A 23417-nucleotide genomic window follows, 5' to 3' on the forward strand; every position below is an offset into this window, starting at 1 on the left:
AGACGGCAAGCTGGCGTCCGCATGAATGCGGCGCCAGCTTGCCCTTTTCTTATCCGTCCGTCCCCAAGCCGGCCCCCGTCTCCCGCAGGAAGACGCCCAACACCGCACCCGAACGTTCCTTCAGAAACGGCTCCAGCGCCAGATCGGACGCCTCGAGCTTTAGACCGCTTCGGTGTAGCAGGGAAAGAGCGTGTCGTACGACATCGGGCGTCGCTCTTTCGGCGCAAGATGGGATGACTGCGCCTCGCAACGCCTCCCGGCCCTCTAGAGCGGCCCCAACTTTCAGCACCCCATGACTGCGCAGGTCCGCCGCGCCCGGATTTTGCGCGTCCAGCAGCGCCGTTTGCAGCGCGTTTCGCAGCGCCCAGGTGACGTTCAGATCGGCGCGGCCGTACCAGCATTCGCCCGTGCCGACCCAGATAACGGGAAAACCGGCCACGTCGGGTCCGACGCGGACGTCCGGCTGCCCTCGCAGCTTCGTCAAACAGTGCCAATAAAACCGGCAGCGTTCATCCTGCACCATATCGATCCTCACTGAACCGGCTGCAGGTCCGTCCACTGCTGACCGCTTGGCCAGACGTTTGTCCAGGCATGCCTGGAGTCCGCGGGCGATCGCCTCCGCCACCGACTCCCCGGCTCCGATGCCGTCGAAGGAGACCGCGCCGACGAGGGCGACGGCCAGACGGGATACATACGCTTCGATTCCCGCCCATGCCGCCTCCCAGCGAGCCTCCTCGTGAGTGAGCCCGCCGCAGACGACCGCCGGCAGCAATGCAGCAGGCCCCCCGCTTACCGGATCGACGGCCTGAACGCGACATTGGGCAAGCGGAAACTGCTGCAGCTCTTCCTCCTCCCACCGATGAAAAATTCCCGTATGCTTGGACGTAAGCCCGCTCCAGCGTGCAAACCAATCGTCATTCGTTTCTTCGCTTTCCCGTTCGAACGCCTCCCCGGCTGCCGCCAGCATCGTCTCCGCATCCTTCGTGGGGCTAACAATCCTACCGACGGCTGCCTCCTTCGCCAACGGATGCGGCAAAAAAGGATGCCAGTCCCCTTCCAGCGTCTCCAGTTCCAGCACGTACAAAGCTTTTCCGTCCACCGGCTCGGGCCTTCCTCGAATCGATCCGCTCAGCAGGGATACGGTAACATTGGCGAGCAAAGCGCAGGCGTCCGGCATGTCTGTCGGCGCCTCCGAAGACTCGCAAACCCCGGGCCGATGCATCCGGCGCCACGCCGACTCCCAGCTTGCCGGGAACGCCGGATGCGCGAGGGGACCCGCCAAGCCAATGCGATCCAGCAGCAGGGCGGGGGCGACGACGCTTCCCATCTCTTTGCAGGCAGCGAGAAGAAGACGCAGCTCTTCGATCCGGTCCTGCCCCGATCCGTACACAATATGCGGAAACGGCTTGACGAGCTCTCTCCACTCCTCCGGCCCCTGGCCCGGCAGGGCGATTTCCCGCACATCGGCTTTCCCTTTGCCTGACGGGGCTCCGTCTGCCCACTCCGCCAGCCGTTCCCGGTCGGCAGCCGCCGCGTCGGCCGGGGCGGCAAGCAGCACGTCGATCCTGTCGAACCCGCAATCGATCAAAGCCGCTACGAGGGCATGCAGCAGCGGACCCGATCCTACCGCCAGGACGCCGGCTCCGGGAACGCGCCGCGTCGGGTTTGCGCCGGCATGGCCGTCATCTTTCAAGCTAACAACACCTCCCGTCACTTGTCTGATCCTTCTATCGTCATCCTATGCGCGTCCCGTTGTCCCTCATACCGGTCAATCGATCAAAACCGGCGCGGCAAAAAGCCGTCCCGGCCGATCTTCGCAGATCCGCCCGGGACGGCTTTGCCGCACCGCTTACTTTTTGCTTGCCGCCCAACTGTCGAGCTGCTTCTGTTTCTCGGCGATCACCTTGTCGATGCCGGCCGCCTTCAAAGCCGCATTGAATTTGGGCAAAATTTCTTCGGGATCGAGCGTACCGGTCTCCAGCCCCATCGAATATTGCTGGATGACGTTGTTGATCGCGGCCAGCTCGGTTTTGACCGGAGCCGGGTTGTACATGAACCCGAGCGCCGCCGATTTCTTGGAATTTTTGTTGAATTCGGCCATGTCCTTCCAAATATCCGGTCCGTCCGACGTCCACGGATGCGTCAGCAGCTGATTGCCGAACATCCAGCCTTGTCTCAGGTTGTAGCCGCTCTTGGAAGCTTCAAGCCCTTGCGGGAAGTCGATCGTGTTGTTCGGCTGCTTGGCGTAGTGCTGTCCTTCGATTCCCCAAGCGAGCAGGTTGACCAGATCTTTGTCGGAGTACATCAGGTTGAGCAGCATCATCGCTCTTTCGGGGTTTTTGGAATTCGCCGCGATCGCAAACATTGCGTTCGTAATCGCTACCGTATCGGTTTTCGGCGTACCCAGCTTCACTTCCGTCACTTCCGCGCCGACAATTTGCGAAGTCTGCGACGGAATGCCCGGCTTGCCTTTGTTAACGGTGGCGAATCCGATGTTCGCCTTCATGTAGTCTTTACCGCTTTGCTTGCTGGTCGCGATATCTTTAGGAATGTAGCCCGCCTGATACCATCTTCTCAATGTTTTGACCACATTGGCGTAATACGGCGTTTCATACAGGTTGACGACCTTCAGGCCATCCAGATTGTCCAGTACCCCGATCATGTCCCCGAGCGGGTCGACGGTGGTAATGACGAGCGAGTAGGCCAGCGAAGCGGCCGCCGTCGCCTTGCCGAGCAGGTTGTAGGTCGGGTAGTTTTCTTTGATCTTTTGAAAAACCGGGTCGATGTCGTCAAGCTTCTTAATATTGCTGACGTCGATATTGTACTTTTTCAGCATATCCGTGCGCATCAGAATCGTCGGGTAGGAGGCAAAATCGCGAATGCTCGGCACGGCGTAGGTAATGCCGTTGATTTTGGAGGCGGCCAGCACTTCGGGCTGGAAGGAAGCCACAATGTCTTTGCCGTGCTTCTTCAGCAGATCGTCCAGCGGCAGCAGCTGCTTTTGCGACACTTCGGAGATGTATTGGTCTTCGCCGGTGAATACCAGGTCGGCCTTCTCGTTGCCGGCGAGCATCAAAATCTTTTGCTGCGTCCAGGCGGCCGGTTCGATCCGGTTCAGCTTGACGGTTGCGTTGATTTTGGCCTGAGTTATTTTGTTGATCTCTTTCTCGACCAGCCCGATATCGCGCTGGTTGTTCCCCCAGAACGCAATCGAGATTTCATAAGGCGGCAGCTGACTTTCTCCCGTTTTGCCGCCTGCGGCTCCTTTCTTGTCGCCAGGTGGATTGGAGCCGCAGCCGCTTACTACCAGGCCTGCAGCCAGTACGGAGAACAGTAACGATTGAACCGTTTTTTTGAACATAGAATGACCTCCCGGATCTTCTAAAATCAAACGTTCTCAACCTCGGCCTTTCTGTAAGCGCTTGCTTGATCGGCGAGGGAAGGGCGGATCGAGCCCTCCCGGTTAGGCGGTCTGCTCGGACCGCTTCTTGACTTGCAGCCACATGACCAGGAAGCCGAACACCCCGGCCAGCGATACGATGGCGCTGATCTCGTACATGACTCGCGGACCGAGATGATCGAACATCCAGCCGCCGACCAGACCCGCCACGATGCCCGAGATGCCTCCCCAGGTAAGCGCGTAGATCGCTTGCCCCGTCGCCCGGTATTCGCCGGGAATAAGATGGGCCGACAAGCTCGTGCCGACGTAATAGTAGCCTCCGAACGTAATGCAATGCAGCACTTGGATAAAAATGATGTGCAGAGGACCGCCGACGACCGACATGAGCAGCCAGCGGACCGTAAAGAGCACGCTGACGACGACAAGACAGCCGATCATCATCTTCGTCGATTTTTTCAAATAGCGGTCAAACAACAGAAATACCGGGATTTCGAAGATGGCGGACAAAAACACCGACCAGCCGATCAGCTCCTTGGAGCCTCCGAGATTGGAGATGTACAACGACACAAAGGTTTGGTTGATCGAATTGGGCACCGAAATCAATACCCCGAGCACGACGAACGTAAAGAAAATTTTGCTGGAGAACATGACCTTCCAATAGCTCTGCCTTTCCTTCTTCGGCTTGGAGGTCACGTTGCCCCGAGGCAAGCCGACGGTGAACAGCAGCGAGACAAGCATCATGACGCCGTACAGCACCCACAGATTGAGCAGCCCCATCCAACTGATGACCGGTCCCGCCAGGACGGCGATAATCGCCCATCCCAGCGAGCCCCATACCCGGAAGGCTCCGAATTTGTATTTCGTATTCTCGATCGCATTCAGGATCAGACTGTTGCTCTGCGAGAACGTCGGGCTGTTGAAGAAGAAGAACACCAGCATGACCGCAAAAATCCACGCGTATTCCCTCAACTGGAACACGACGACGGTCGCCAGCAAATTGCCGATCAGCAGCAGGACCAGTATTCTCCTGACGTTTTGCAGCCGATCGCTCCAATAGCCCCAGAACGGATTCGCGAAAATGGAGATGAACGGACCGCCTGCCATAATCATGCCGATCTGGATTTTGCTCAGCCCGATTTCCTGGAAGTACAGCGGGAAGAAGGACGTTAATATCGCAATCGTTCCGTACAAAAAGAAGTTAAAGCGTTTGAGGGTCGATAGTCGTTTCTCACTTTCCCCGACGGATAAATCGGCCATTAGAAGCCCATCACCCCTTTCGCTTTGTTGCCGCCTCTACAGCCGGATAGCGGTCGAATTGGACTGCTCGGTAATTTCTTCCGCGCTTACTTCGCGTCCCAGCCGGTCGGACAAGTAAATGCCTTCGCTGATAAACATCGTCTGCAGGGCGATATGAGCGGTCGGAAGCAGCTCGACCCGTCCTTGCAGCGCAGCGATCCAGTGATGCTGGGACGACTGGTACGCATCGTAGTTTTCTTTCAGATGATTCCATCGGCCGTCCATTTCGTCCAGGTTGACCGAACAGTTCAGGTCGATATCGCAAGCCGTCGTATGGAAGCTGAACGGCGCCAGAACGGTCTGGTCGGAATAGGCCGGCATTTTGACTCCGCCCTTGGACCCAACGATGCTGCAGCCCTCGATACCCCCCAGATGGATGCTCCACGCTTCATACACATCCAGCGTAGCCCCGCCTTCGAACTTGACGAACCCGAGCCCTAGCTCCTCTACGTCGAAGGTCGCCTCTTGGGCCCGCTTCGGGTCCATCTCGATTTCGCGGTACCCCTTACCGGACACGCGCAGCACTTTGGGGGTGTCCATTAAGTATAACATTTGCGCAATATGATACACGCCCATGTCGATCAAAGCTCCGCCCGCCGCGATCGACTTGTTCAGGAACGCCGGCGTGCCGTACCCGTCGATAAACGGCCGACCTCTGCGCCGGTGTCCGGTCGCCCGCGCATGGTAGATGCTGCCGAGCATGCCGCCGTCGATCAGCGCCTTGGCCGCCTTCGTCTCCTTGCGGTACAGCGTGCCCAGCTGGACGTGCAGCTTCTTCCCGTGCGCCTCGGCCGCCTCGAGCATCGTAACCCCGTCACGGTACGCTCCGGCTATCGGCTTCTCGCAATAGACGTCCTTGCCGGCCTCGAAGGCGGCAATCGTCACCGGAGCATGCAGATTGTTATGGAGACATACGTCGACCGCTTCGATATCGTCGCGCTTCAGCATTTCCCGAAAGTCGGCATACACATGCGGGATATGAAACTGCTCGGCGACCTTCCTGGCCTCCTGCTCGTTCACGTCGCAGATCGCCACCACCTCGGCGTCCTGGATATTCGCATAATTTCGCAAATGCGCTTTCCCGATCAATCCCGCGCCAATAATGCCGATTCTCACTTTTGTTCCCATCCGATTCTTCTCTCCTTTAATTTATATAGTCGCTGCTGGGGCTGCGCTAACTTGGGTCAAAATCCGTTTTACCGAGGCGATCGCCCATTCCATCTCCAAATATTGGTTGCCCGGAGCGTTATATTCGATGCCCCAGTAGCCGTCGTATCCGGCTTCCGTCAACGTCCGCACAAGCTTCTCGGCCCGATCCGAAGCGACGGTGCGCCCATCGAAATGCGTATGGTATACCCAAGGCGCAACCAGGCTGTCGCCGATCTCCTCGTCCTCCGACCAGCGGCCCATATGGAGCAGGATGCCGAAGCTCCTATGGTCGACGGCTTCCGCAACCCGTTTCAAGTAATGCGGGCTTTTGGACGTACCCATATGGTTCTCCGGCCCGACGATAATGCCGAGGTCTGAAGCGCGCGCCGACAGCTCCTGGAAATGCTTGACGGTATACTCGAACTGCTCCTCCGTCAAAGGCTCGGACTGTTTATCCCCAGTGTCGATGCGGACCGTCTTGGCGCCGAGCGTCTCGGCGATTTTCAGATAGGCGACCGCATTGCCGAACAGCATCTGCCTTCTGTCCGGGTCCGCGTCCCACAGATGGGCTCCGTCGACCGCCAGATTAATAACCGTCATCTCTTTCTCGTCCAGCGCTTCGCGAACCTTCTGGATGTAGGCGTCGTCGGGCAGTTTAAAAATATTTTGACGCAAGTCCTGGAAAGTTCCGTTCCACAGATCGACCGTATTGAGGTTGTATCTGTATTTGGAGGATTCCAGATAGCCGAACGTATCCATCTTCCCCTCGTTCATCGTGTTGAAAAAGGAAAAGCCGCCAATGCTGATTTTCATCTGTTCTCGTCCTCCCTATTCTTGATCCTGCCAATGGGTCTAACCGGTCCCCGCCCGTTAAGCTTGATGAACGACCCTCACCCCCTTTCCGAATTCCGCACCGGCGAAGCTTACCCTTTGATCGCGCCTACGGTCAGGCCCTTGACAAAATATTTTTGAAAAAACGGGTATGCAATCAATATAGGAAGCACTCCGATCACCGCTATGGCGAGCCGCACCCCTTGCGTAGGAATAACGCTCGACTCCTCGACCCGGCTGGAATAGTCCGCATTTTCCAGCAAATACTGCACGTTCAGCAAAATCGTGTTCAGCAGCACCTGAATGCTGTAGTAGCGGTTGTCGGTAATGTAAATCAGCCCGTTGAACCAGTCATTCCAATAATGAATCACCTGAAACAAGCCCACCGTCGCCAGAACCGGCAGCGAAAGCGGCAGCACCATCTGGAAAAAGATCCGGAACTCCCCGGCCCCGTCGATATGCGCCGATTCGAGCACGGGACCCGGAATCGACACCGAGAAGAAGGTACGCAGCAGGATGACGTAAAAAGCGTTTACCAAAAGTCCCGGCACGATCAGGGCGAACAGCGTGTTTTTAATATCGAACAGGTTTGTGTACATCAGATACGTCGAGACAAGTCCGCCGTTGAACAGCATCGTGAAGAAGATAAAGAAGGACATCGCGTTGCGCATCGGCATATCGCGTTTGGACAGCGGATAAGCGAGCAGCGTCATGATCGCGAGACTGGCCAGCGTCCCGATTGCGGTCACCAGGATCGAAACCCCGTAGGCGTTGAAGATGACCGACGAGTCCTGGAACAAAAACCGGTAACTTTCCAGACTGAACTTGCTCGGATAGAACGAGTAGCCGTTCTTAATGATCGCATTCTCATCGGTCAGCGACGCCGAGATGAGCAGCAGGAACGGAATCAGACAAAACACGCCGATCAGCGCGAATAGGATTTGGATCACAACCTGCTCGATTCTACTATGCTTCATTGGCTTCTCCCTCCTAGAACAGCGCGTTGTCCGGATTGTTTTTCTTCACGACGTAGTTGGAGATCAGGATCAGCACGAACCCGACGACCGACTGGTACAGCCCGGCTGCAGACGCCATCCCGATATCGCCGTTTTTGAGCAAAGCCCGGTATACGTAAGTATCGAGCACGTTGGTGGTTGGCTGCAGCGGCCCGGAATCGAGCGGCACCTGGTAGAATAGGCCGAAGTCCGCATAAAAAATTCGTCCTATCTGCAGCAGCGTCATAATGACGATGATCGGCGTAATCGAAGGAATCGTAATATGCAGAATTTGCTGGAATTTGCCCGCGCCGTCGATGGTGGCGGCTTCGTAATATTCGTGGTCGATGCCGACGACAGCGGCAAAGTAAATGATGCATAGATAGCCGACGCCGCTCCACAGCTTCACGATGGTCAGGATGAAGGGCCAATATTTGGGCTCCGTGTACCACATAATCTCATCCATGCCGAGCAGCGGCAGTATCGTTTTATTGATAAACCCGGTCTCCATGCTGAGCAGCGAGAAGACGAGGTAACCGATAATGACCGTGGAGATCAGATAAGGAAGCAGAATGACGCTTTGATAAAATCTCGACAAGAAGCGGTTTTTCAATTCGTTGAGCAAAATCGCCATCGCGACCGAAAAGAGCAGGTTCAACGCGATAAATGCGACATTGTACAAAATCGTATTGCGCGTAATCGTGTACGCTTCCGTCGTTTTGAACAAATATTCGAAATTGCGGAACCCGACCCAGTCGCCGCCCAGCAAGCCTTTGGAAAAATCGATGTCCTTGAAGGCGATAATGATGCCGAACATCGGGAAGTAATTATTGATAAGCAGATAGACGATTCCGGGAAGGACCATCAAATAAAGCACTTTATATTTTTTGAAGCTTTTCAACGTCGCTCGGTTGGACCATGATGACATTGGCGATTCCCATCCCCTCTGTTTGAATGAATGCCCGTTTCCTTACCCGGCGCATGGTTTGTTTCATTCTTCCCTTTATACCGTTTATTCGGAACGCAGCACCTCCCCGGCTTAATCATGATCCAAGCCCGCAATTTCAAAAGCGATTTCATTTTGCGCACTTGCAATACGGCTTAAATCGCCGCTTTTATGATTCTTCCAATGGACAAATTAATTAAACAAAAAATTTTGAATGCGCTTACCATTTCGATTTGAGATCATTATATTTGCTCTCGCTTCTGTTTGTCAACGATTTATTTTTTGGCATAAAACGCAGGTTTAACGCTGTTTTTACGCTAAAACCGGGTAATTCCTCATTGACATCGATGCTTGCACTATTTACAATTATCCTAATGACGTTCGATTTCGTCGATCAATTATTCCATGAGTAAAATTAATAACAAACGACGGAGGCTGCATCCATGAGCTAACCACTTCCAGCTTTACCCATGCTATAATTAAGGGATCGATGATCAGACAGAGCTTCGCAGGCTTTATGCACCCCCAATATGCGCGACATGGAGAACGATCATGATCAAAATAGGAAACCAGCAAATGCTGCGGGAAATCAACAAATCTACGCTCCTTCATGCGATTTTTACCGACGGTCCGATTTCGCGGGTCGAGCTGTCCCGCCAAACCAAGCTTAGCCCGACGACCGTCTCCGTGCTCATCGAGGAAATGATCCGCGAGAAGTTCGTTCACGAGGTCGGTACGTCCGGCAGCGGGGTCGGCCGGAAAATGACGCTGCTCGAGATCAAGGGCGAAGGCGGCTACGTGGTCGGGATCAACCTTTCCAGCTCCCCTGCCCATATCGTGCTGCTTAACCTGCACGGCGAGCTTATCGCCAACCAGGGGCTGAAGTCGCTGATCGGCGAGGAACAGCTTAGCACGGAGCTGGTCGAGCTTATTTTCTCCTTCGTCCAGAAGCATCAGGTTCCCCGCAGCCTGATCAAGCGGATCGGCATCTCGCTGCCGGGTAGACTCGACGATACGCAGAGCACGGTCATCACCTCCCATTATTTGAAGCTGCACCATTATCCGCTCTTGGCCGTGCTGGAGGAAGCGCTGTCCATTCCGGTGCTGCTGACAAACGACCTCGACGCCGCCGGCTTTGCCGAGCGCTTCAGCGGTGCGGCCAAGGGCGACCAGACGACGCTCTATCTTATGATCGACTACGGAACGGGCGCCGGCCTCGTCATCAACGGCCAGATTTATCACGGCGCGCGCGGCACCGCGGGCAAAACGTCTTATTTCGAGCCTTACTGTACGCCGGTATTGGCCAAAAAGCTGAAGGACGATTACCCGGAGCCGTTCGCGGCCCTCTCGGTCGACGAGACGATTCGGACGTTTGTGGATCTGGCGCTGGCTGGCGCCGAGCCGTTCAGCGAGCTGGCCGAAGAGATGATTCAGGACATCGCCGGCCACTGTGCCCGCAATCTGCAAATGCTCAATCCCGAGAAAATGATTCTCGGCGGCTGGATTACCGACAACGGGCTGTTTTTCGACAAGCTCGTCACCGCCATCAGCAAGCAGGAACGGTCCGCCTACGGAGCGACGCCGATCGTCTCGTCCCACTGGAAAAAGTACGGAGCCGCCATGGGGGCCGCCACGCTCGGCCTGCACGGCATATTCAAGCAAAAAACCGTACAGTAAGCCCGGACGCCGCTTGCGGGCGAACGACAACCAGGGGCGGTCTTCTTCATCGGCTAGTGCCGGTGCAGACCGTCCCTCTTTTCCTCCAGCAAGATCTCCTCTTTACAAGGGCACCTTCTCATAATGCTCGACCGTTGGAAACGGGTCGTAATACCTGTGCAGCAGTGCCTTCCATTGCTGGTATTCGGGCGATTGCCGGAAGCCGATCGTATGATCCTCCAGCTTTTCCCACCGGACCAGCAGCAAGTATTGGTCCGGCTGTTCCAAGCACTTTTGCAGCTCATGTCCGACGTAGCCCTTCATCCCCGCGATTAGGGGCGATGCCTGCCTAAAGCTCTCCTCAAAAGCCGCAGCTTGACCCGGGATTACCCGCAGGATGGCAGCCTCCAGTATCATAGGTTCCGTTCCTCCTTCGCCCCGGCGTTATTTTCTCCTGCCGCCGAGCGGCTTCTCCAGCGTATACAGCTCGTCCTCGAGCTGGCTTTGCTTCTCGTTCACGATCGACCGGTCATCCCCGATTGCCTGGTTGTAAATCGAAGGACCGAGCTGCTGAACCATAAAATCGATCAACTGCTCCGCAGCCAGAGCGCCTATTGTTTCCGACCGCTCTTCCTGGAAAAAGGCTTGGACCGCTTTGACGATCTCGTCTTTCTGTTCCTTTGGAAGCTTGATAGCCATCATGACTAAACTCTCCTCTTTCGCATAATCGTAACGGCCGCCGTTGCCCGCCTGTAGCAAACACCAAGCGGCGCATAGGACGCTGTTCTCATTATAATGCAGTTTGGGGCCACGCGCGTCTTCATTTCGAAATTTGAACCCTATCCCCCGGGGGTATAACGAACAGGCACTCATCCATATGTATAGCAATAGGATCGATACGATGAAGGAGTGCATGTGATGTCCAATGCTTTTGTCGAGCGTTCTTTGGAAGAAGTGCGCTTTTGGTCGCGGATTATGAAGGAGCATTCCTTATTTCTCCGCTTGGGGTTTCGTTGCGAGGATACGCAGTTGATCCAAGAGGCTAACGGGTTCTATGCGCTGTTTGAACAAATCGAAAGCAAGGCCAACGCCTATACGCCCGGTACGGATCCGTATACGATAAAAAAGTTCAATGAAGAAGTGCATCTGGCCGTATCTCATATCTGGGTATTCAAGAGAAAAGTATTGGGCTTGATTCTCACCTGCCAGCTTCCGGGCGCCAACAACTTCCCCTTATTGGTCGACCATGTCAGCAGAGAGGCTAACTATTTCAGAAATCGGTTGGAAGAATTAAATATGGGCAGACTGGAGCCTTTGCCCGATGCCATTATTGACGAGAACGTATTCTTCTTGAGAATTATGGCCGACCATGCCAAGTTCATCAGCCATTTGCTCGATCCATCCGAACGCAAGCTTGTCGAACAAGCCAACAACTTCAGCCAAGAATTCGATACTCTGTTGTTCCAAGCCAAGGACTTGGAGTCTATGCGCCCGCAATCGCAAACCCTGCCGCTGCTTGACCAGTTTTTGGATCAAAATAAAGTATCCGTCAAATCGCTTCGCGACTTTAAAAAGACGGCGCGCGATCTGATCGAAGCTTGCAGAATCAAAAGCATCATTCACCCTTTACTGGCCGACCACGTATTTCGCGAAGCCGAGCATTTCTTATTTATCATTGATATGTTCGAAAATAGTCTGACCGGCGCAGCAACGGCCAAGCCGGCCCCCCTTGCCGGCCCGTAAAGGCGACGGGCCCTGCAACCGCGAACAGACAGGCGGCTTCGGACGCATCCGGAGCTTCCTGTCTGTTCCTATTGGGCTATTCCAGCGTTATGATGCCGGTTGGGTCTTGCGCAAAGCCGAACGGAGATACGCCAGCGCACAGCCGATCGCCAGCACAACAACGATGGTGAGCCCCCAATAAATGTTGCTGTATGCATTCGCCAAAGGAAGCTCCTTTTGCCAGACGAGCGCGCTGGCGGTGGCGGCGACGCCGAAGGCCCCGCTGAAAAATTGGAGAAGCTGGAACAGCCCGAGTCCGGAGCCGATCTGCGAAGGAAGCAGAATTCGGGACATTTCATTGGATATGCTGCTGGACAGGAACGTGAAGCTGATGCTCATCAGCATATAAATGAACATAACGGCCAAATAAGAAACGCCTTCGAATAAAGCGAACAAAACGACGGAAGCCAGGAGAAGCAGCGGAATAAAGCGGATGATCGAGCCATTCCCGCGCGAATCGATGATCCTTCCTACCCGGCGGGAAACGAGCACCGCCAGAAACGAGCCGGGAAAAATGACGAGTCCCGCTCCGATCGCGCTGAGACTGTACTGCTTCACCAAAATTTGCGGCATCAGGAACAAGGTCGAGAAGCTGCAAAGGTACGCCGCAATCCCGACGGCTCCGAGAACCAGATACGAGCGGTTGCGGAAAAGCGACGGAAGCACGAACGGGTCCTTGAACGTGCGGATGCGAATGACGAACAAAACGAGCGAAACGAGTCCGGTCACGAGCGCAAGCCAGGAATGACTGGTCAGAAAAAGCAGCAAGCCGGTCGTCCCTATACTGATAAACAGCGCACCGAGAGCGTCGAAGGATCCTTTGCGAGGCTGTTCCTTCGGAATGAGCGCACCGAAGAACGGTACGAGCAGCAGCGTTATTCCTGTTACGGCAAACAGCACATGCCAGCCCAAATATTCGACGATTGCCCCGCCGACGACCGGGCCCAGACCGAGTCCTAGAGACACGGACGACATGATCATCGCCATCGCTTTACCCCGCCGTTCGAGCGGAATGTACCGGGACATCAGAACGAGCGATAACGCAGGGATGGAGCCCGCTCCCGAAGCCTGCACGATACGAACGAGCAGCAGCATCAAAAAGCTGCTGCTGAATAGCCCGGCAATCGCCGCAACGCTGAGCGACAGTATCCCGATAATGAACAATCTGCGGATCGGCACGAAATCCGCCAGCCGGCTGTACGTGATCGACGATATCGCAAATACGATCGAGTACCCCGTCACGATCCAGGAGGTCGACGAGGGCGACAGCTGGAACTCTTGGGCCACGTCGGGCAAAGCGAGGTTAAACATCATCGTGTTCATAATGACCAGGACAATCGTTACTCCGAGCAGGAGATTGACGATCCCTTCTCTCATAACGCCTTGCTCAGCGGCATTGCCCGCATTCGGCTCCGTACGGATACTCATGGTTCTCACACTCCAAGGTTCTAAATTTCGATTACTATCGAACAATGGAATTAATATAGCACGCTTTATGTTATAATGCAATCATAAGCTTGCAAACAAGGAGGCTCCCGCCATGAAAATGCTGTATCATCCCGACCGTGCAGAAATTCATCTGTCCTCCGTTCTGAACGCGTTAAGCGATCCGATTCGCTTGCTGATCGCTTCCGAAATCCGCAAGTCGTACGAGCCGACCTGCGGCACCATCGACGTGCCTGTCGTCAAATCCACGCTTTCCCATCATACGCGCACACTGCGGGAGGCGGGCGTCGTCAACGTCCGCGTTCAAGGTACGCAGCGATTTCTGTCCCTGCGGACGGAAGACCTAGAATTACGGTTTCCCGGATTGCTTTCTTCTATACTGGATGCTTTCGAGGCTTCCGACGAAAAAAAAGAACTGATGAACGCCCATTAAGCCGGCCGGCGTTTTGCCGGCGCCGCGCCAAGCGAAGAAGGAGCTGTAGCGTCCGTGATAACAGAACCGGCACAACCGAAAACGGTACATCGCAATGAAACGAAGCTGGTCGGTTATACCGTAACAACGACCTTAAAGGAAGATATGGAAAATGAAATTATCGGGAGCTTGCGCGAGAGGCTGTTGGACAGGCGGTCGGAGATAGCAAGTCCAACGGACGGCGACGGGGTCTACCTCGTCCAACTCTACCCGGACTGCGAATGGACGCCGGATGTTCCGTTCGAAAGCATAGTTGCCGTGGAGGTCCATACGTTTGTTCCCCTGCCCGAGGGATTCGTCTGCCATACGATCCCGGCTGGAGCCTATACGAAAGTGACGCATAGAGGACCCGAATCGCGGATCGGCGATACGTATGACTGGATTCGCGACCAAGGTCTTGGCGTCATCCGTCCTTTCGACTTCGAATATTGGGCGGATTGCGGTTCCCTCGAGCAAGAGGAGAGCGTTATTGATATTTACTGGCCTATAGAGGCGTAATCGTTTTTATGTAGCATGAGGAGCCGCTATCCGCGCCCAAGCCCGGACCGGGAAGGCGCTCATCCCCTGCACTTTGACCGGGGCGGCGGTGAAATAAAACCCTTCGAGCGGGAGACGGCCCGTAGGAGCGAGGTTTTCGACGATAGGGATGCCGGCTTCCAGCAGGATCGTTGACTGATATAGTCCGATACTTGCATTCTCGGAAAGCCGGGGTACGTCTCCATGTCGTGAGCGACCGTATGGCTAAGGTCGATCAAGTCGGCCCGCGTAAGCGGCTGCCCTCCTGCCCCAACACCTCTTCCGCCCACCGCTTCTCCATTCTTCTTGCTGCCGTCTGCATTGCCCTCGAACTCGCCGTCTTCTTCTCTTCCCTCATTCTCTCCGCGGTCTTCCGTTCCAGCCGTCTCTCCGCCGTTTCCCGCTTCGTGAACTCCCTCGTTGTCGACCGCCCCTCCGATGATCCGTTCGCTATCGCTTTCCATATCCCCATCCTCCTCGGTTATCGTCTATATACTCGGAACGGAGCTCTCTCGTCCGTCGCCACGTTTCCATTGTAGTGAACATCCGCATCATCGATCAATACGATTATTTCTATCGGAGTCATTGACAGATTCAATGATTCCATAGACAGTTTCTATCGTATTTTGTCAAACGGCAGCCATTGATAAATGGATTTATGGCGTTTACACTATAGAAGCCGCAAAGCATAACGGAAAGGGGCGCTCAAAGTTGGAGCTGAGACAGTTGGAATGCTTTAAAGCGATATGCGAGGAGCTGCATTTTACCCGGGCTGCGGAGAAGCTGGGCATTACCCAGCCGACGTTAAGCTACCAGATCAAGCTGCTGGAGGAGGAGCTCGGGCTTCCATTGTTCAATCGGATCGGCAAAAAAATTACGATGACGGAATCGGGGCATATTTTGCTCCACCATTGCAGCTCCATATTTCGTTCCTTGACCGGAGCCCGCGAAGAAATACTGGAGCTTCAGCAGCTGGAGCGGGGAACGTTGTCCATCGGCGCGCTGATCGGGGAGATCAACGAGCTGGTGTCGGGACGGCTGATCGATTTTCATAACCGGTATCCGCAAGTCCGGCTCAAGCTGAACGGCGCGGAAGATGTCGTCGAACAGCTTCTTGCGCACGATCTCGATTTTGCCGTGACGATCTTGCCTGTGGAGGACGAGCGGTTCATGAAGGTGCCGCTGTACGAGGAAGAGTTTTATGCGGTCATACATGCCGGTTCCCCTTTGGTGGGCCGAGAGACCGTCGATTTTGCCGAGATCATGCGAGAGCCGATCATCATGTTCCCGAAGTCGCACCGCTGTCGCCAGATGATCGATTCGGCCTGCTCCACGATCGGCTCTACCTTGCAGCCGCTCATTGAAACGACCACGATCGAATCGCTGCTGATGCTGGTCCGGTCCGGCGCCGGGGTATCGATATTGTCGAAAACGCTGCTGGACATACACCGCCGCCACGATCTAAAAACAATTCCCGTCACGAATCCGGCTTTGCGCCGGGAAATCGGCGTCATCTATTTGAAGGACAAATATATGGGGAAAGCCGCGAGGGGGTTTATTGGGCTTTTGACCGAACATATCCGCGAGCGGGAATACCGCTACGGCCTCGTAACCTGAAATCCACGCCCCGCATGGTTCGTCCGCGGTGCAATCGGACTGTGGTACGGTTCTAGCGGCTATGCTTCGAGAACGGAATACATGCTCGGTAGAGCGGATTTGCCCTGCCGCGCGAAATATTCCGGCAAGCGATGACAGGCTGCGCTTACCGAACCGCCGCGTATTGGACCGCCAGCTCTTCGATTTTACGAACGATATCGCTTTCGTAATCCCCTTCCAACGGGATCGAGTCCGAGGCGTATTCGCCCAGTCCCGGATGCTCGCCGATGCGGACGGAATGGAGCGCCTCCCGGAACATGCTAATGTCGTTGGCGTCGTTCCCGAACGCCACGAATTGCTTGGGCTGAACGCCGGCCTTTTGCAAGGCGGTCCATTTGTGCACATTTTGCGGGCTGATGTCCAGTATACGTTCATTCCCGTGCCGGTGGACAACGACGTCCAGCGCCAGCAGCTTCTCGTTCAAAGACTCTATATCGGAAGCGGTCAAAATGAGCACTTTTACAATCCGCTCCAGCGATTCGAGTGCTACATTCCGGGCTAGGCCCAGTGTGTCGAGATTGTTCAGAATCGGATGATCCGCCGCTCCCGTGTACGCATAGTCCCAATCGCTGTCGATCAGGTACGTCGCTTCATGTTGGCGGATCAGCTGCAAAATCTGCTCCAGCTGTTCGGCCGGGAAAGCATGGACGTGCTCCGCTGCGCCGCCGCCCGACGCAAGAGAGCCGTTGCCGCCAATCCACAGCCGGCCGCGATACTTCTCGTGAACGACCGGCATCATATCCCGGATCGGACGGGCGGAAGCGAAAATAACGTCATGCCCTGCCGCGATCAGCTTATCGATCGCCAGAACGAGCGGCTCCGAAATCGGCCGGCCTTTAAAACATATCGTTCCATCCAAGTCGAATACGAACTGCATCCTCTATCTCCATCCTCTTCCTCATTTGTATCAGCAGTGTTCCTGTCTTGCATTCACGGCTCCGTATGAACGTCGATGTCCGGACTTGTCCAGACCCAGCCGATAAAGGCGACTTGAAAGCCGGCCCGGGTCGGAGCGCACAAATACGGCCCGGCTTGCCAATTGTACTCCGCATGGAGCCGGCAAACGCGTATCGTTCTCCACGGACCATGTCCGGCACGGGCCCTTACAATGACGGCATCTTGCAGACGGGAAGCACGGACGGTGATATTCTGTCGTTGCCATTCCGGTACCGGAGCGAGCGACCAGTCAGAATACCGCTCTGTAGCGACGGCCCCGATATGGGGAACCCCGTCGTTGATTTCAATCCCTGCCTTGACCCACCGCTCCGGGCCGTAACGCAGCATAAGCCCGGCCTGATCGTACAAATGATCGAAGCCGCTTAGCCGGAAGCTCACCTCCACAGCGTCCTCGCGCTTCCAGCCAGTCAGCAGCGCATGACCGTTATCGCGTTGAAATCCGTATAGAGACGTCTGCCAAAAATCGCTTCCTTCCCGAGCCTCGACGACAAGCTTCCCGTCTTGCTCGCAACAGGAAAGCGGGTCTGTCGACCAACTGCCGGAAGACCAGCTTATTCGTTCTTTCCGCATTCCCTTCCTCCTTCGCCTTGTTCCGTCACCGGGATTGAATCCCTGCCAAAAAAGTATAGACGACAAAACGGAAACTTTCATCCACATTCAAGGGCATTCCGAATCCGCCTTGTCCTTCGAGAGAAGCGAAGCCGTGCAGCAGGCTGCGCAGCCCGCGCACCGTATGAACGGCGGCTTCCTCGTCCAGACCGAACGGGCTGACGATGCGAAAGATGATGTCCATCAATTGCCGGAGCGCTTCTTGAACGTCTCCGTCCTGCCAATGCTGCGGGCGCTGCGTCGCTTCGTAAAGGCCAGGGTGTTTTCGGGCGAAAGCCAAATACGCTTGGGAGGCCGCCCAGACAGCGTCGTCCCCCGTTTGCCCGGCAGTGGCCCGCGCCAATTCGTCCTTCAGCCGGTGCAGCCCGTCGATCATCAGCTTATTGCGCAAGTCCGGCAACCCGTTTACGTGATTGTACAGAGCAGGGGGACGAACTCCCAGCTTTTTCGCCACCGCGACCAAAGTTAATTGCTCCAGACCGCCTCGGTCCGTTATTTCAAGTGCCGCTTCCAGCACGATCCGGTCGTCCAGGCCGGCTCGGGACATCGTCGTCCACCGCCTTTTTCCGTCAAGATTTCTCTGTCCGCATCGCTGCCGCCAGCCACATACACCCGATGGCAACCAAGGCCCCGTGGGCGATCCGCATCGGCTGGGCAGCGATGAACTGCGGAAGGTAAAGCAGCAAGCCGACCGTCAGCGGGGCGGCGCACCATTTCGCCATGACGCGGGATTTCCACACCGCTATACAAGAATATATCGCTCCGACCGCCAACAACACAAGTCCGATCACAAACATGACCAAACCGGGCCCGGATCGGATGGCGTCGGCCAGACGGATCAGATCGGCATTTTGCAGACGGATCGCTTCGAGACCGATGACGTGCAGACCGTATACTTCGGCCCCGTAGAACGGCAGCGTCAAGCCGACCCCGAGCCCGCCAAATGCCAATGCGAGGAAAGCCGTCCGCTCCGCCCCAGTCGCCTGCAGCCGCAAATGAAGCCCATACAACCCGTAAGTCAATAATACAAACCCGATAATCGCCAGCACATGGGCGACGACCCACCGGCCGGACGCGAAAGCCTCCGCCCCTTGCAGCGATGCCTCATCGGAAAAAGGCCGAAACGCCGGATACAAAACGAAGCATAAGCCCGCGGCGAACAGGGCCAACGAGGCCAGGCGAATGCGCAAACGGGTGGATTCGGCAATCGCCAACGGAAAATCCAGCTTCATGGTTGTCATGCTTACCCTTCCTTTCGATAAATTAATATGATTAATATTAAAATAACTAATGATAATAGTTTTGTCAAATGAAAATTGATGTCTGCTCTGCCCCAGGACGTACCTGAGTCAGAGCGCCCTATAGACGCGGCCGTCCAAATCGGCAGTTGAATCATCCCGGTCGCGGGCGGCCTTCTCTGTGCAATACCTCAAGGGCGATTCCATTTGCCTCGGCAGGTAGCCGGTCGGCTTGTCATCATGCTATTGCTTTCTTTATACTGGTTATAGAAGCGTGTTAATACGGGTATCGAAACAATTTGCATAAGATCGGGGAGAACTATGGATTCCGCTAAACAAAGGTATATCGAGTTGGGAGATTTTCTGAAAACGCGCAGGGCGCGAATATCGCCATCCCGGGTCGGTCTGCCCGAAGGCGGGAGACGCCGCATTCCCGGCCTGAGACGGGAAGAGGTCGCTTCGCTGGCTGGCATCGGCGTCACCTGGTACACGTGGCTTGAGCAGGGGCGCCCGATTCAGGTGTCCGCTCAGCTGCTGGAAAGCCTCGCTAGAGTGCTGATGCTCGACAAGGAAGAAACCGTCCATTTGTATACGCTCGCCCGACAAGCCCCGCCCGTCTACTATCCCGCCTACAACCAGACGATCCATCCGATGCACCAGCATGTGCTGGACAGTCTGACTTTATCTCCTTCCCTTATTCTGGATACGCGGTGGAACGTGATCGCGTGGAATCGCGCGGCGTCGCTCGTCTTTCTGGATTACAGTCTCGTGCCTATCGGCAAACGCAACCTGATCCGGCTCATGTTCACCGATTCACCATACCGGCAGTTGTTTGACGATTGGGAGCTATATGCGCAAGGGGTGCTCGCTCGCTTCCGCGCAGCGTACGGCAAGTATGTGGCGGACCCGTGGCTGGTCGATTTCGTGGAGGAGCTGCGGAGCTTGAGCAAGGAATTCGATCGGTGGTGGCCGATGCACAATGTGGAGAAAGAACAGGAAAAGTACAAAATCGTCCGCCATCCCGCCCTGGGTCAGCTGGATTTCGAGCATACGAGCTATCTCGTGTCGGACGATACGAGCCTGAGGCTCTATGTGAATACGCCGATGGCCGGAACGGGTACGGGGGAGAAAATCAGGCAGTTGCTCGGGCAAACCGCTCAGCCGGTGTGCTAAAGACTTTCGTACGAAAGCCTTTAGCACAATGCCGATATCGGGCAGCGGAAATCCCGCCTGCAATCCACAACGCTGCGCAGCTCCCCAAGTACAAAGTCAGACCTTAAACAGTATTCGTGGAATGGACGAATCCCTTGCACCTCAAGGGATTGATCCTCCCGGAATACACAAGATTAGCTCTGTCTTTGTACCGGACGTTACTTTATCGCTTCGGGCGGAAGGGACGCCAGAAACCGCTCCACTCCGGCCAGACCGCTTTGCTCCAGCACGTTCAGCAGTTGGGTTCCGATGATGGCGATATCGCATTTCCCTTGCAGAAAAGCCACATCCGCGGCGTCCTGAATGCCGAATCCGACCGCAACCGGCGTTCGCGCATAGTGCCGCACGCGGGCAAGGAAGTCGTCCGTCTCCCGGCCGAACGCCGTCTTGGAGCCGGTCACCCCTTTGCGCGCCGCGCAGTACAGGAAGCCTCCGGTTTGCTGCGACAAGTAGGACAGTCGCTTATCGTCCGTATACGGGGTGGCGATCAGCACGAGAGCCACGCCATGCTCCCGGCACGCCTTCAGAAAAGCGCCGCTCTCCTCCGGCCGGGCATCGGGTACGATCAAGCCGCGAATCCCGATATCGGCGCATTCCCGGACGAACGCCTCCATCCCGTATTGCAGCACCACATTGTAATACGTCATGAACAGAAAAGCGATGTTCGGAAAATCGGCGACCGCCTTCCGGGCGAACTCCATACAGCGGCGGGTCGTCGTCCCTTTGGCGAGCGACGCCTGGTTGGCGCGCAAAAACACCGGACCGTCGGCAATCGGCTCCGAGAAGGGCAGCTGCAGCTCGACCAGTTCTACCCCGTTCCGATCGAACAGCCGGATCAACTCGTAATTCGTCTCCAGGTCCGGATAGCCGACAATTTGATGCGTCATCAGTTGAATGGGCTTGCCGCTTGCTTTGTTCACGGCCGCAATCCGTTCCGCCAAGCTATCCGCCGTATTGTCCGCTTTTTCGCTGGATAAAAGCTGTCCATCCTTCATCGCGCAATCCCTCCGCTACATTGAAAATGTCTTTGTCGCCGCGCCCGGACATATTGATGACGATCACGTCCGATTTCGACGAATCCGCGATCTGCTTGAACGCCCCTGCGAACGCATGCGTGGATTCCAGCGCGGGGATCAAGCCTTCGGTCTTCATGACCAGCTCAAGCGCTTCGATTACTTCGTCGTCGGTTGCCGCCTCGAATTCCACCCGCTTCCGTTCGGCCAGATCGGCCAGAATCGGCGATACGCCGACATAATCGAGCCCGGCGGCGATGCTGTACGTATCCAGCATTTGCCCGTCGCCGTCCTGCAGGAACAGCGTCCTGTAGCCTTGAGCGACCCCCGGCTTCCCTTCCCCGTAGGCGATCCGCGCCGCATGCCGGCCCGAACGCTTTCCTTGGCCCCCCGCCTCTACGCCGATGAGCCGAACCTCGTCGTGCGGAAGGAAGGCTTGAAAAACGCCGATGGCGTTAGACCCTCCGCCGACGCACGCATAGACGCGGTCGGGCAGCCGTCCGGCAACGCCCAACACCTGCTCCTTCGCTTCGATCCCGATAATCGATTGAAAAAAAGCGACGATCGCCGGGAAAGGATGAGCGCCCGAAGCGGTGCCGAGCACATAATGGGTCGTCTCGAAGCTGGACACCCAGTCCCGCAATGCTTCATTGATCGCATCCTTCAACGTCCGCGAGCCGTAATCCACAGGGACGACGTCCGCGCCGAGCCGCCTCATCCAGAACACATTGGCGTATTGCCGCTCCATATCCTCGCGCCCCATATAGATCGTGGCGGACAGCCCCAGCTTGGCCGCGACCGTAGCGGTCGCCACCCCGTGCTGCCCCGCGCCCGTCTCGGCGATAAGGCGCGTTTTGCCCATCCGCTTGGCCAGCATCGCCTGACCGAGCGCGTTATTCAGCTTGTGCGCCCCGGTGTGGTTCAGATCTTCGCGTTTTACGTAAATGCGGGCGCGGCCGAAATGCTCGGTCAGCCGGTCCGCATACGTGAGCGGAGTCGGGCGTCCGGAATAATCGGCCAACAGCGAGCAATACGCCTGCCAGAAAGCTTCGTCATGCTTGACCGCTTCAAAGCACGCCGTAATCTCTTCAAAGGCGGGCACCAAAATTTCGGGAATAAACGAGCCTCCGTAGCTGCCATAGCAGCCGTTGTCCCCGGACAACAGTCCGGCCTCCGCCGGGATGGAGCTGTACATCGGGTTTAGTTGGGCCATTGCGCATTATCCTCCCTGCTTCGCTTCATGGTTGCGGTGATTATCGAGGACGGCCTGCGCCGTTCCGGCATCCGTGACGAGAATGTCCAACCACCGGCCGCGCAGCGCCGCCGCGACAGCCTTCACCTTCGAGGTGCCGCCGGCGATGCCGATAACGCTTGGAATGGCGCGCAGTTCGCCTGCGGTCAAGCCGATGAACCGGCTGTTACCGGGAAAATCGATCTCCCGTCCGTCCGGGTCGATAAAGGAGGCGCACAGGTTCGCGACGGCTCCCCGCTCCTCCAATGCCTTCAGCTCGCCAGCGCTTATATTGCCGGCCTTGACGATCGTCGCCTCCCCGCTTACTTCGCCAATGCTGATCAGCGCCACTCGGCCGCTTCGCGCCAGCTTCAGCACGCCGCCGATGTCCGGCTCCTCGCGGAGCAGCCTGCCGACCTCTTCGCTTTGCACGACCGCTGGCGCATGCATCATCCAGTATTTGGCCTTCAGCTTGTTGGCGAAAGCCATCGTATTGGCGCCGGAGTGCCAAGCCCCTCCTTCGGAGCCCCAACCGCCGACCAGCGGAACGAACTGGAGGCCATCGCGGGCAAAATAGTCCAGCTCGTCCGCCACGCCCGCCACCGTTCTCCCGGCCATAATGCCGACGATATCCCCGTCCTGCAGCACCGACTCCAGCAGTGCCGCGCCCGTCCGCCCGAGCTGGGCAAGCAGTCTGGCAGGATCGTCGCCTGCGGATTCGACGACGACCGCATCCGGGATGCCGAATGTTTCGATAAGCGCCTTCTCCAGCTCTTGCTCGACGGAAAACGGGTTATGGATCGAGACGCGCACGATCCCTTCGTTCTTCGCGGTAGTCAGCATTCGGCTGACATGCGGCCTGGAGATGCCGAGGCGTTTGGCGATCTCCTGCTGGTTCAGGCCGTCTTCGTAATACAGCTTGCAGATTTTGACCAGCAGGCGAAACCGCTCGTGATGGATTTCCGACAAAACGACTGCCCCCTTTTATGTACATATGTACATAAAACGATCA

At 56.3% G+C, this 23417-nt stretch carries 24 protein-coding genes; 6 read left to right on the top strand and 18 right to left on the bottom strand.

Features of this window, described 5'->3' with window-relative positions; genetic code table 11:
- Positions 1-49 precede the first annotated feature (49 nt).
- The 7 genes from ABD796_RS12575 to ABD796_RS12605 form a co-directional block, all read right to left on the bottom strand.
- Entirely contained in the window at positions 50-1693 is a 1644-nt protein-coding gene (locus ABD796_RS12575) for a bacteriocin maturation protein (RefSeq protein ID WP_344908232.1), read from the bottom strand.
- A 156-nt stretch (positions 1694-1849) separates the two neighbouring features.
- Positions 1850-3361, bottom strand: a complete 1512-nt coding sequence (locus ABD796_RS12580) for an ABC transporter substrate-binding protein (protein ID WP_344908234.1) — start codon at positions 3359-3361, stop codon at positions 1850-1852.
- A 102-nt stretch (positions 3362-3463) separates the two neighbouring features.
- Positions 3464-4657 (bottom strand): MFS transporter, encoded by a 1194-nt coding sequence (locus ABD796_RS12585; RefSeq protein WP_344908237.1) that lies wholly within the window; start codon positions 4655-4657, stop codon positions 3464-3466.
- 36 nt (positions 4658-4693) lie between these two features.
- Complete coding sequence (locus ABD796_RS12590) at positions 4694-5824, bottom strand: Gfo/Idh/MocA family protein (RefSeq protein ID WP_344908240.1); 1131 nt, start codon at positions 5822-5824, stop codon at positions 4694-4696.
- 21 nt (positions 5825-5845) lie between these two features.
- Positions 5846-6658 carry a sugar phosphate isomerase/epimerase family protein gene (locus tag ABD796_RS12595; RefSeq protein WP_344908242.1) on the bottom strand — a complete coding sequence of 271 codons (813 nt, stop codon included), beginning with the start codon at positions 6656-6658 and terminating at the stop codon, positions 5846-5848.
- Between the two features lie 110 nt (positions 6659-6768).
- Complete coding sequence (locus tag ABD796_RS12600) at positions 6769-7653, bottom strand: carbohydrate ABC transporter permease (RefSeq protein ID WP_344908245.1); 885 nt, start codon at positions 7651-7653, stop codon at positions 6769-6771.
- Positions 7654-7666: 13 nt separating this feature from the next.
- Positions 7667-8599, bottom strand: a complete 933-nt coding sequence (locus ABD796_RS12605) for an ABC transporter permease (protein WP_344908248.1) — start codon at positions 8597-8599, stop codon at positions 7667-7669.
- Between the two features lie 570 nt (positions 8600-9169).
- On the opposite strand from ABD796_RS12605, the gene ABD796_RS12610 reads away from it, so the two are divergent.
- The gene (locus ABD796_RS12610) at positions 9170-10294 is read left to right on the top strand and encodes an ROK family transcriptional regulator (RefSeq protein ID WP_344908251.1); all 1125 of its coding nucleotides are present in this window, start codon (positions 9170-9172) and stop codon (positions 10292-10294) included.
- Between the two features lie 102 nt (positions 10295-10396).
- Here the strand turns inward: ABD796_RS12610 and ABD796_RS12615 are convergent, their stop codons facing one another.
- Together ABD796_RS12615 and ABD796_RS12620 are read right to left on the bottom strand one after the other, a co-directional pair.
- A complete protein-coding gene (locus tag ABD796_RS12615) occupies positions 10397-10690 on the bottom strand; it encodes an antibiotic biosynthesis monooxygenase family protein (RefSeq protein ID WP_344908254.1) in 294 nt (97 codons plus the stop codon).
- Positions 10691-10717: 27 nt separating this feature from the next.
- Positions 10718-10975 carry a DUF2164 domain-containing protein gene (locus tag ABD796_RS12620; RefSeq protein WP_344908257.1) on the bottom strand — a complete coding sequence of 86 codons (258 nt, stop codon included), beginning with the start codon at positions 10973-10975 and terminating at the stop codon, positions 10718-10720.
- Between the two features lie 216 nt (positions 10976-11191).
- Between ABD796_RS12620 and ABD796_RS12625 the strand changes: the two genes are divergently transcribed.
- On the top strand, positions 11192-12016 hold the full coding sequence (locus ABD796_RS12625; protein WP_344908260.1) for a DUF2935 domain-containing protein: 825 nt from the start codon (positions 11192-11194) through the stop codon (positions 12014-12016).
- A gap of 87 nt (positions 12017-12103) precedes the next feature.
- On the opposite strand, the gene ABD796_RS12630 is transcribed toward ABD796_RS12625, so the two are convergent.
- Positions 12104-13483: an MFS transporter gene (locus tag ABD796_RS12630; RefSeq protein ID WP_344908263.1), complete on the bottom strand. Its 1380-nt coding sequence runs from the start codon at positions 13481-13483 to the stop codon at positions 12104-12106.
- Between the two features lie 112 nt (positions 13484-13595).
- On the opposite strand from ABD796_RS12630, the gene ABD796_RS12635 reads away from it, so the two are divergent.
- Positions 13596-13934 carry an ArsR/SmtB family transcription factor gene (locus tag ABD796_RS12635; RefSeq protein WP_344908265.1) on the top strand — a complete coding sequence of 113 codons (339 nt, stop codon included), beginning with the start codon at positions 13596-13598 and terminating at the stop codon, positions 13932-13934.
- Positions 13935-13988: 54 nt separating this feature from the next.
- Positions 13989-14471, top strand: coding sequence for a GyrI-like domain-containing protein (locus ABD796_RS12640; RefSeq protein ID WP_344908268.1), 483 nt, complete (start codon positions 13989-13991; stop codon positions 14469-14471).
- A 59-nt stretch (positions 14472-14530) separates the two neighbouring features.
- Here the strand turns inward: ABD796_RS12640 and ABD796_RS12645 are convergent, their stop codons facing one another.
- A complete protein-coding gene (locus ABD796_RS12645; RefSeq protein ID WP_344908270.1) occupies positions 14531-14953 on the bottom strand; it encodes a hypothetical protein in 423 nt (140 codons plus the stop codon).
- Between the two features lie 247 nt (positions 14954-15200).
- Here ABD796_RS12645 and ABD796_RS12650 point away from each other — a divergent pair, with 247 nt between their 5' ends.
- Positions 15201-16106, top strand: a complete 906-nt coding sequence (locus tag ABD796_RS12650; protein ID WP_344908273.1) for a LysR family transcriptional regulator — start codon at positions 15201-15203, stop codon at positions 16104-16106.
- Between the two features lie 145 nt (positions 16107-16251).
- Here the strand turns inward: ABD796_RS12650 and ABD796_RS12655 are convergent, their stop codons facing one another.
- The 4 genes from ABD796_RS12655 to ABD796_RS12670 are packed head-to-tail and all read right to left on the bottom strand — an operon-like array spanning position 16252 to position 18952.
- Positions 16252-17022 (bottom strand): HAD-IIB family hydrolase, encoded by a 771-nt coding sequence (locus ABD796_RS12655; RefSeq protein WP_344908276.1) that lies wholly within the window; start codon positions 17020-17022, stop codon positions 16252-16254.
- Between the two features lie 53 nt (positions 17023-17075).
- Complete coding sequence (locus ABD796_RS12660) at positions 17076-17672, bottom strand: DUF1349 domain-containing protein (protein ID WP_344908280.1); 597 nt, start codon at positions 17670-17672, stop codon at positions 17076-17078.
- A 25-nt stretch (positions 17673-17697) separates the two neighbouring features.
- Positions 17698-18258 carry a TetR/AcrR family transcriptional regulator gene (locus ABD796_RS12665; RefSeq protein WP_344908283.1) on the bottom strand — a complete coding sequence of 187 codons (561 nt, stop codon included), beginning with the start codon at positions 18256-18258 and terminating at the stop codon, positions 17698-17700.
- 22 nt (positions 18259-18280) lie between these two features.
- Complete coding sequence (locus ABD796_RS12670) at positions 18281-18952, bottom strand: hypothetical protein (RefSeq protein ID WP_344908286.1); 672 nt, start codon at positions 18950-18952, stop codon at positions 18281-18283.
- Positions 18953-19270: 318 nt separating this feature from the next.
- Here ABD796_RS12670 and ABD796_RS12675 point away from each other — a divergent pair, with 318 nt between their 5' ends.
- Positions 19271-20122, top strand: coding sequence for a helix-turn-helix transcriptional regulator (locus ABD796_RS12675; RefSeq protein WP_344908289.1), 852 nt, complete (start codon positions 19271-19273; stop codon positions 20120-20122).
- Between the two features lie 197 nt (positions 20123-20319).
- Here ABD796_RS12675 and trpA read toward each other — a convergent pair whose 3' ends face one another.
- The 3 genes from trpA to ABD796_RS12690 are packed head-to-tail and all read right to left on the bottom strand — an operon-like array spanning position 20320 to position 23374.
- A complete protein-coding gene (trpA, locus tag ABD796_RS12680) occupies positions 20320-21156 on the bottom strand; it encodes a tryptophan synthase subunit alpha (RefSeq protein ID WP_344908292.1) in 837 nt (278 codons plus the stop codon).
- Positions 21104-22369: a tryptophan synthase subunit beta gene (trpB, locus tag ABD796_RS12685; protein WP_344908944.1), complete on the bottom strand. Its 1266-nt coding sequence runs from the start codon at positions 22367-22369 to the stop codon at positions 21104-21106. The genes trpA and trpB overlap by 53 nt, the downstream gene beginning before the upstream one ends.
- Positions 22370-22393: 24 nt before the next feature.
- Positions 22394-23374 (bottom strand): sugar-binding transcriptional regulator, encoded by a 981-nt coding sequence (locus ABD796_RS12690; RefSeq protein ID WP_344908295.1) that lies wholly within the window; start codon positions 23372-23374, stop codon positions 22394-22396.
- Positions 23375-23417 lie beyond the last annotated feature (43 nt).

Origin of the sequence: Paenibacillus hodogayensis (assembly GCF_039536325.1) — a bacterium.
Taxonomy (GTDB): domain Bacteria; phylum Bacillota; class Bacilli; order Paenibacillales; family NBRC-103111; genus Paenibacillus_AB; species Paenibacillus_AB hodogayensis.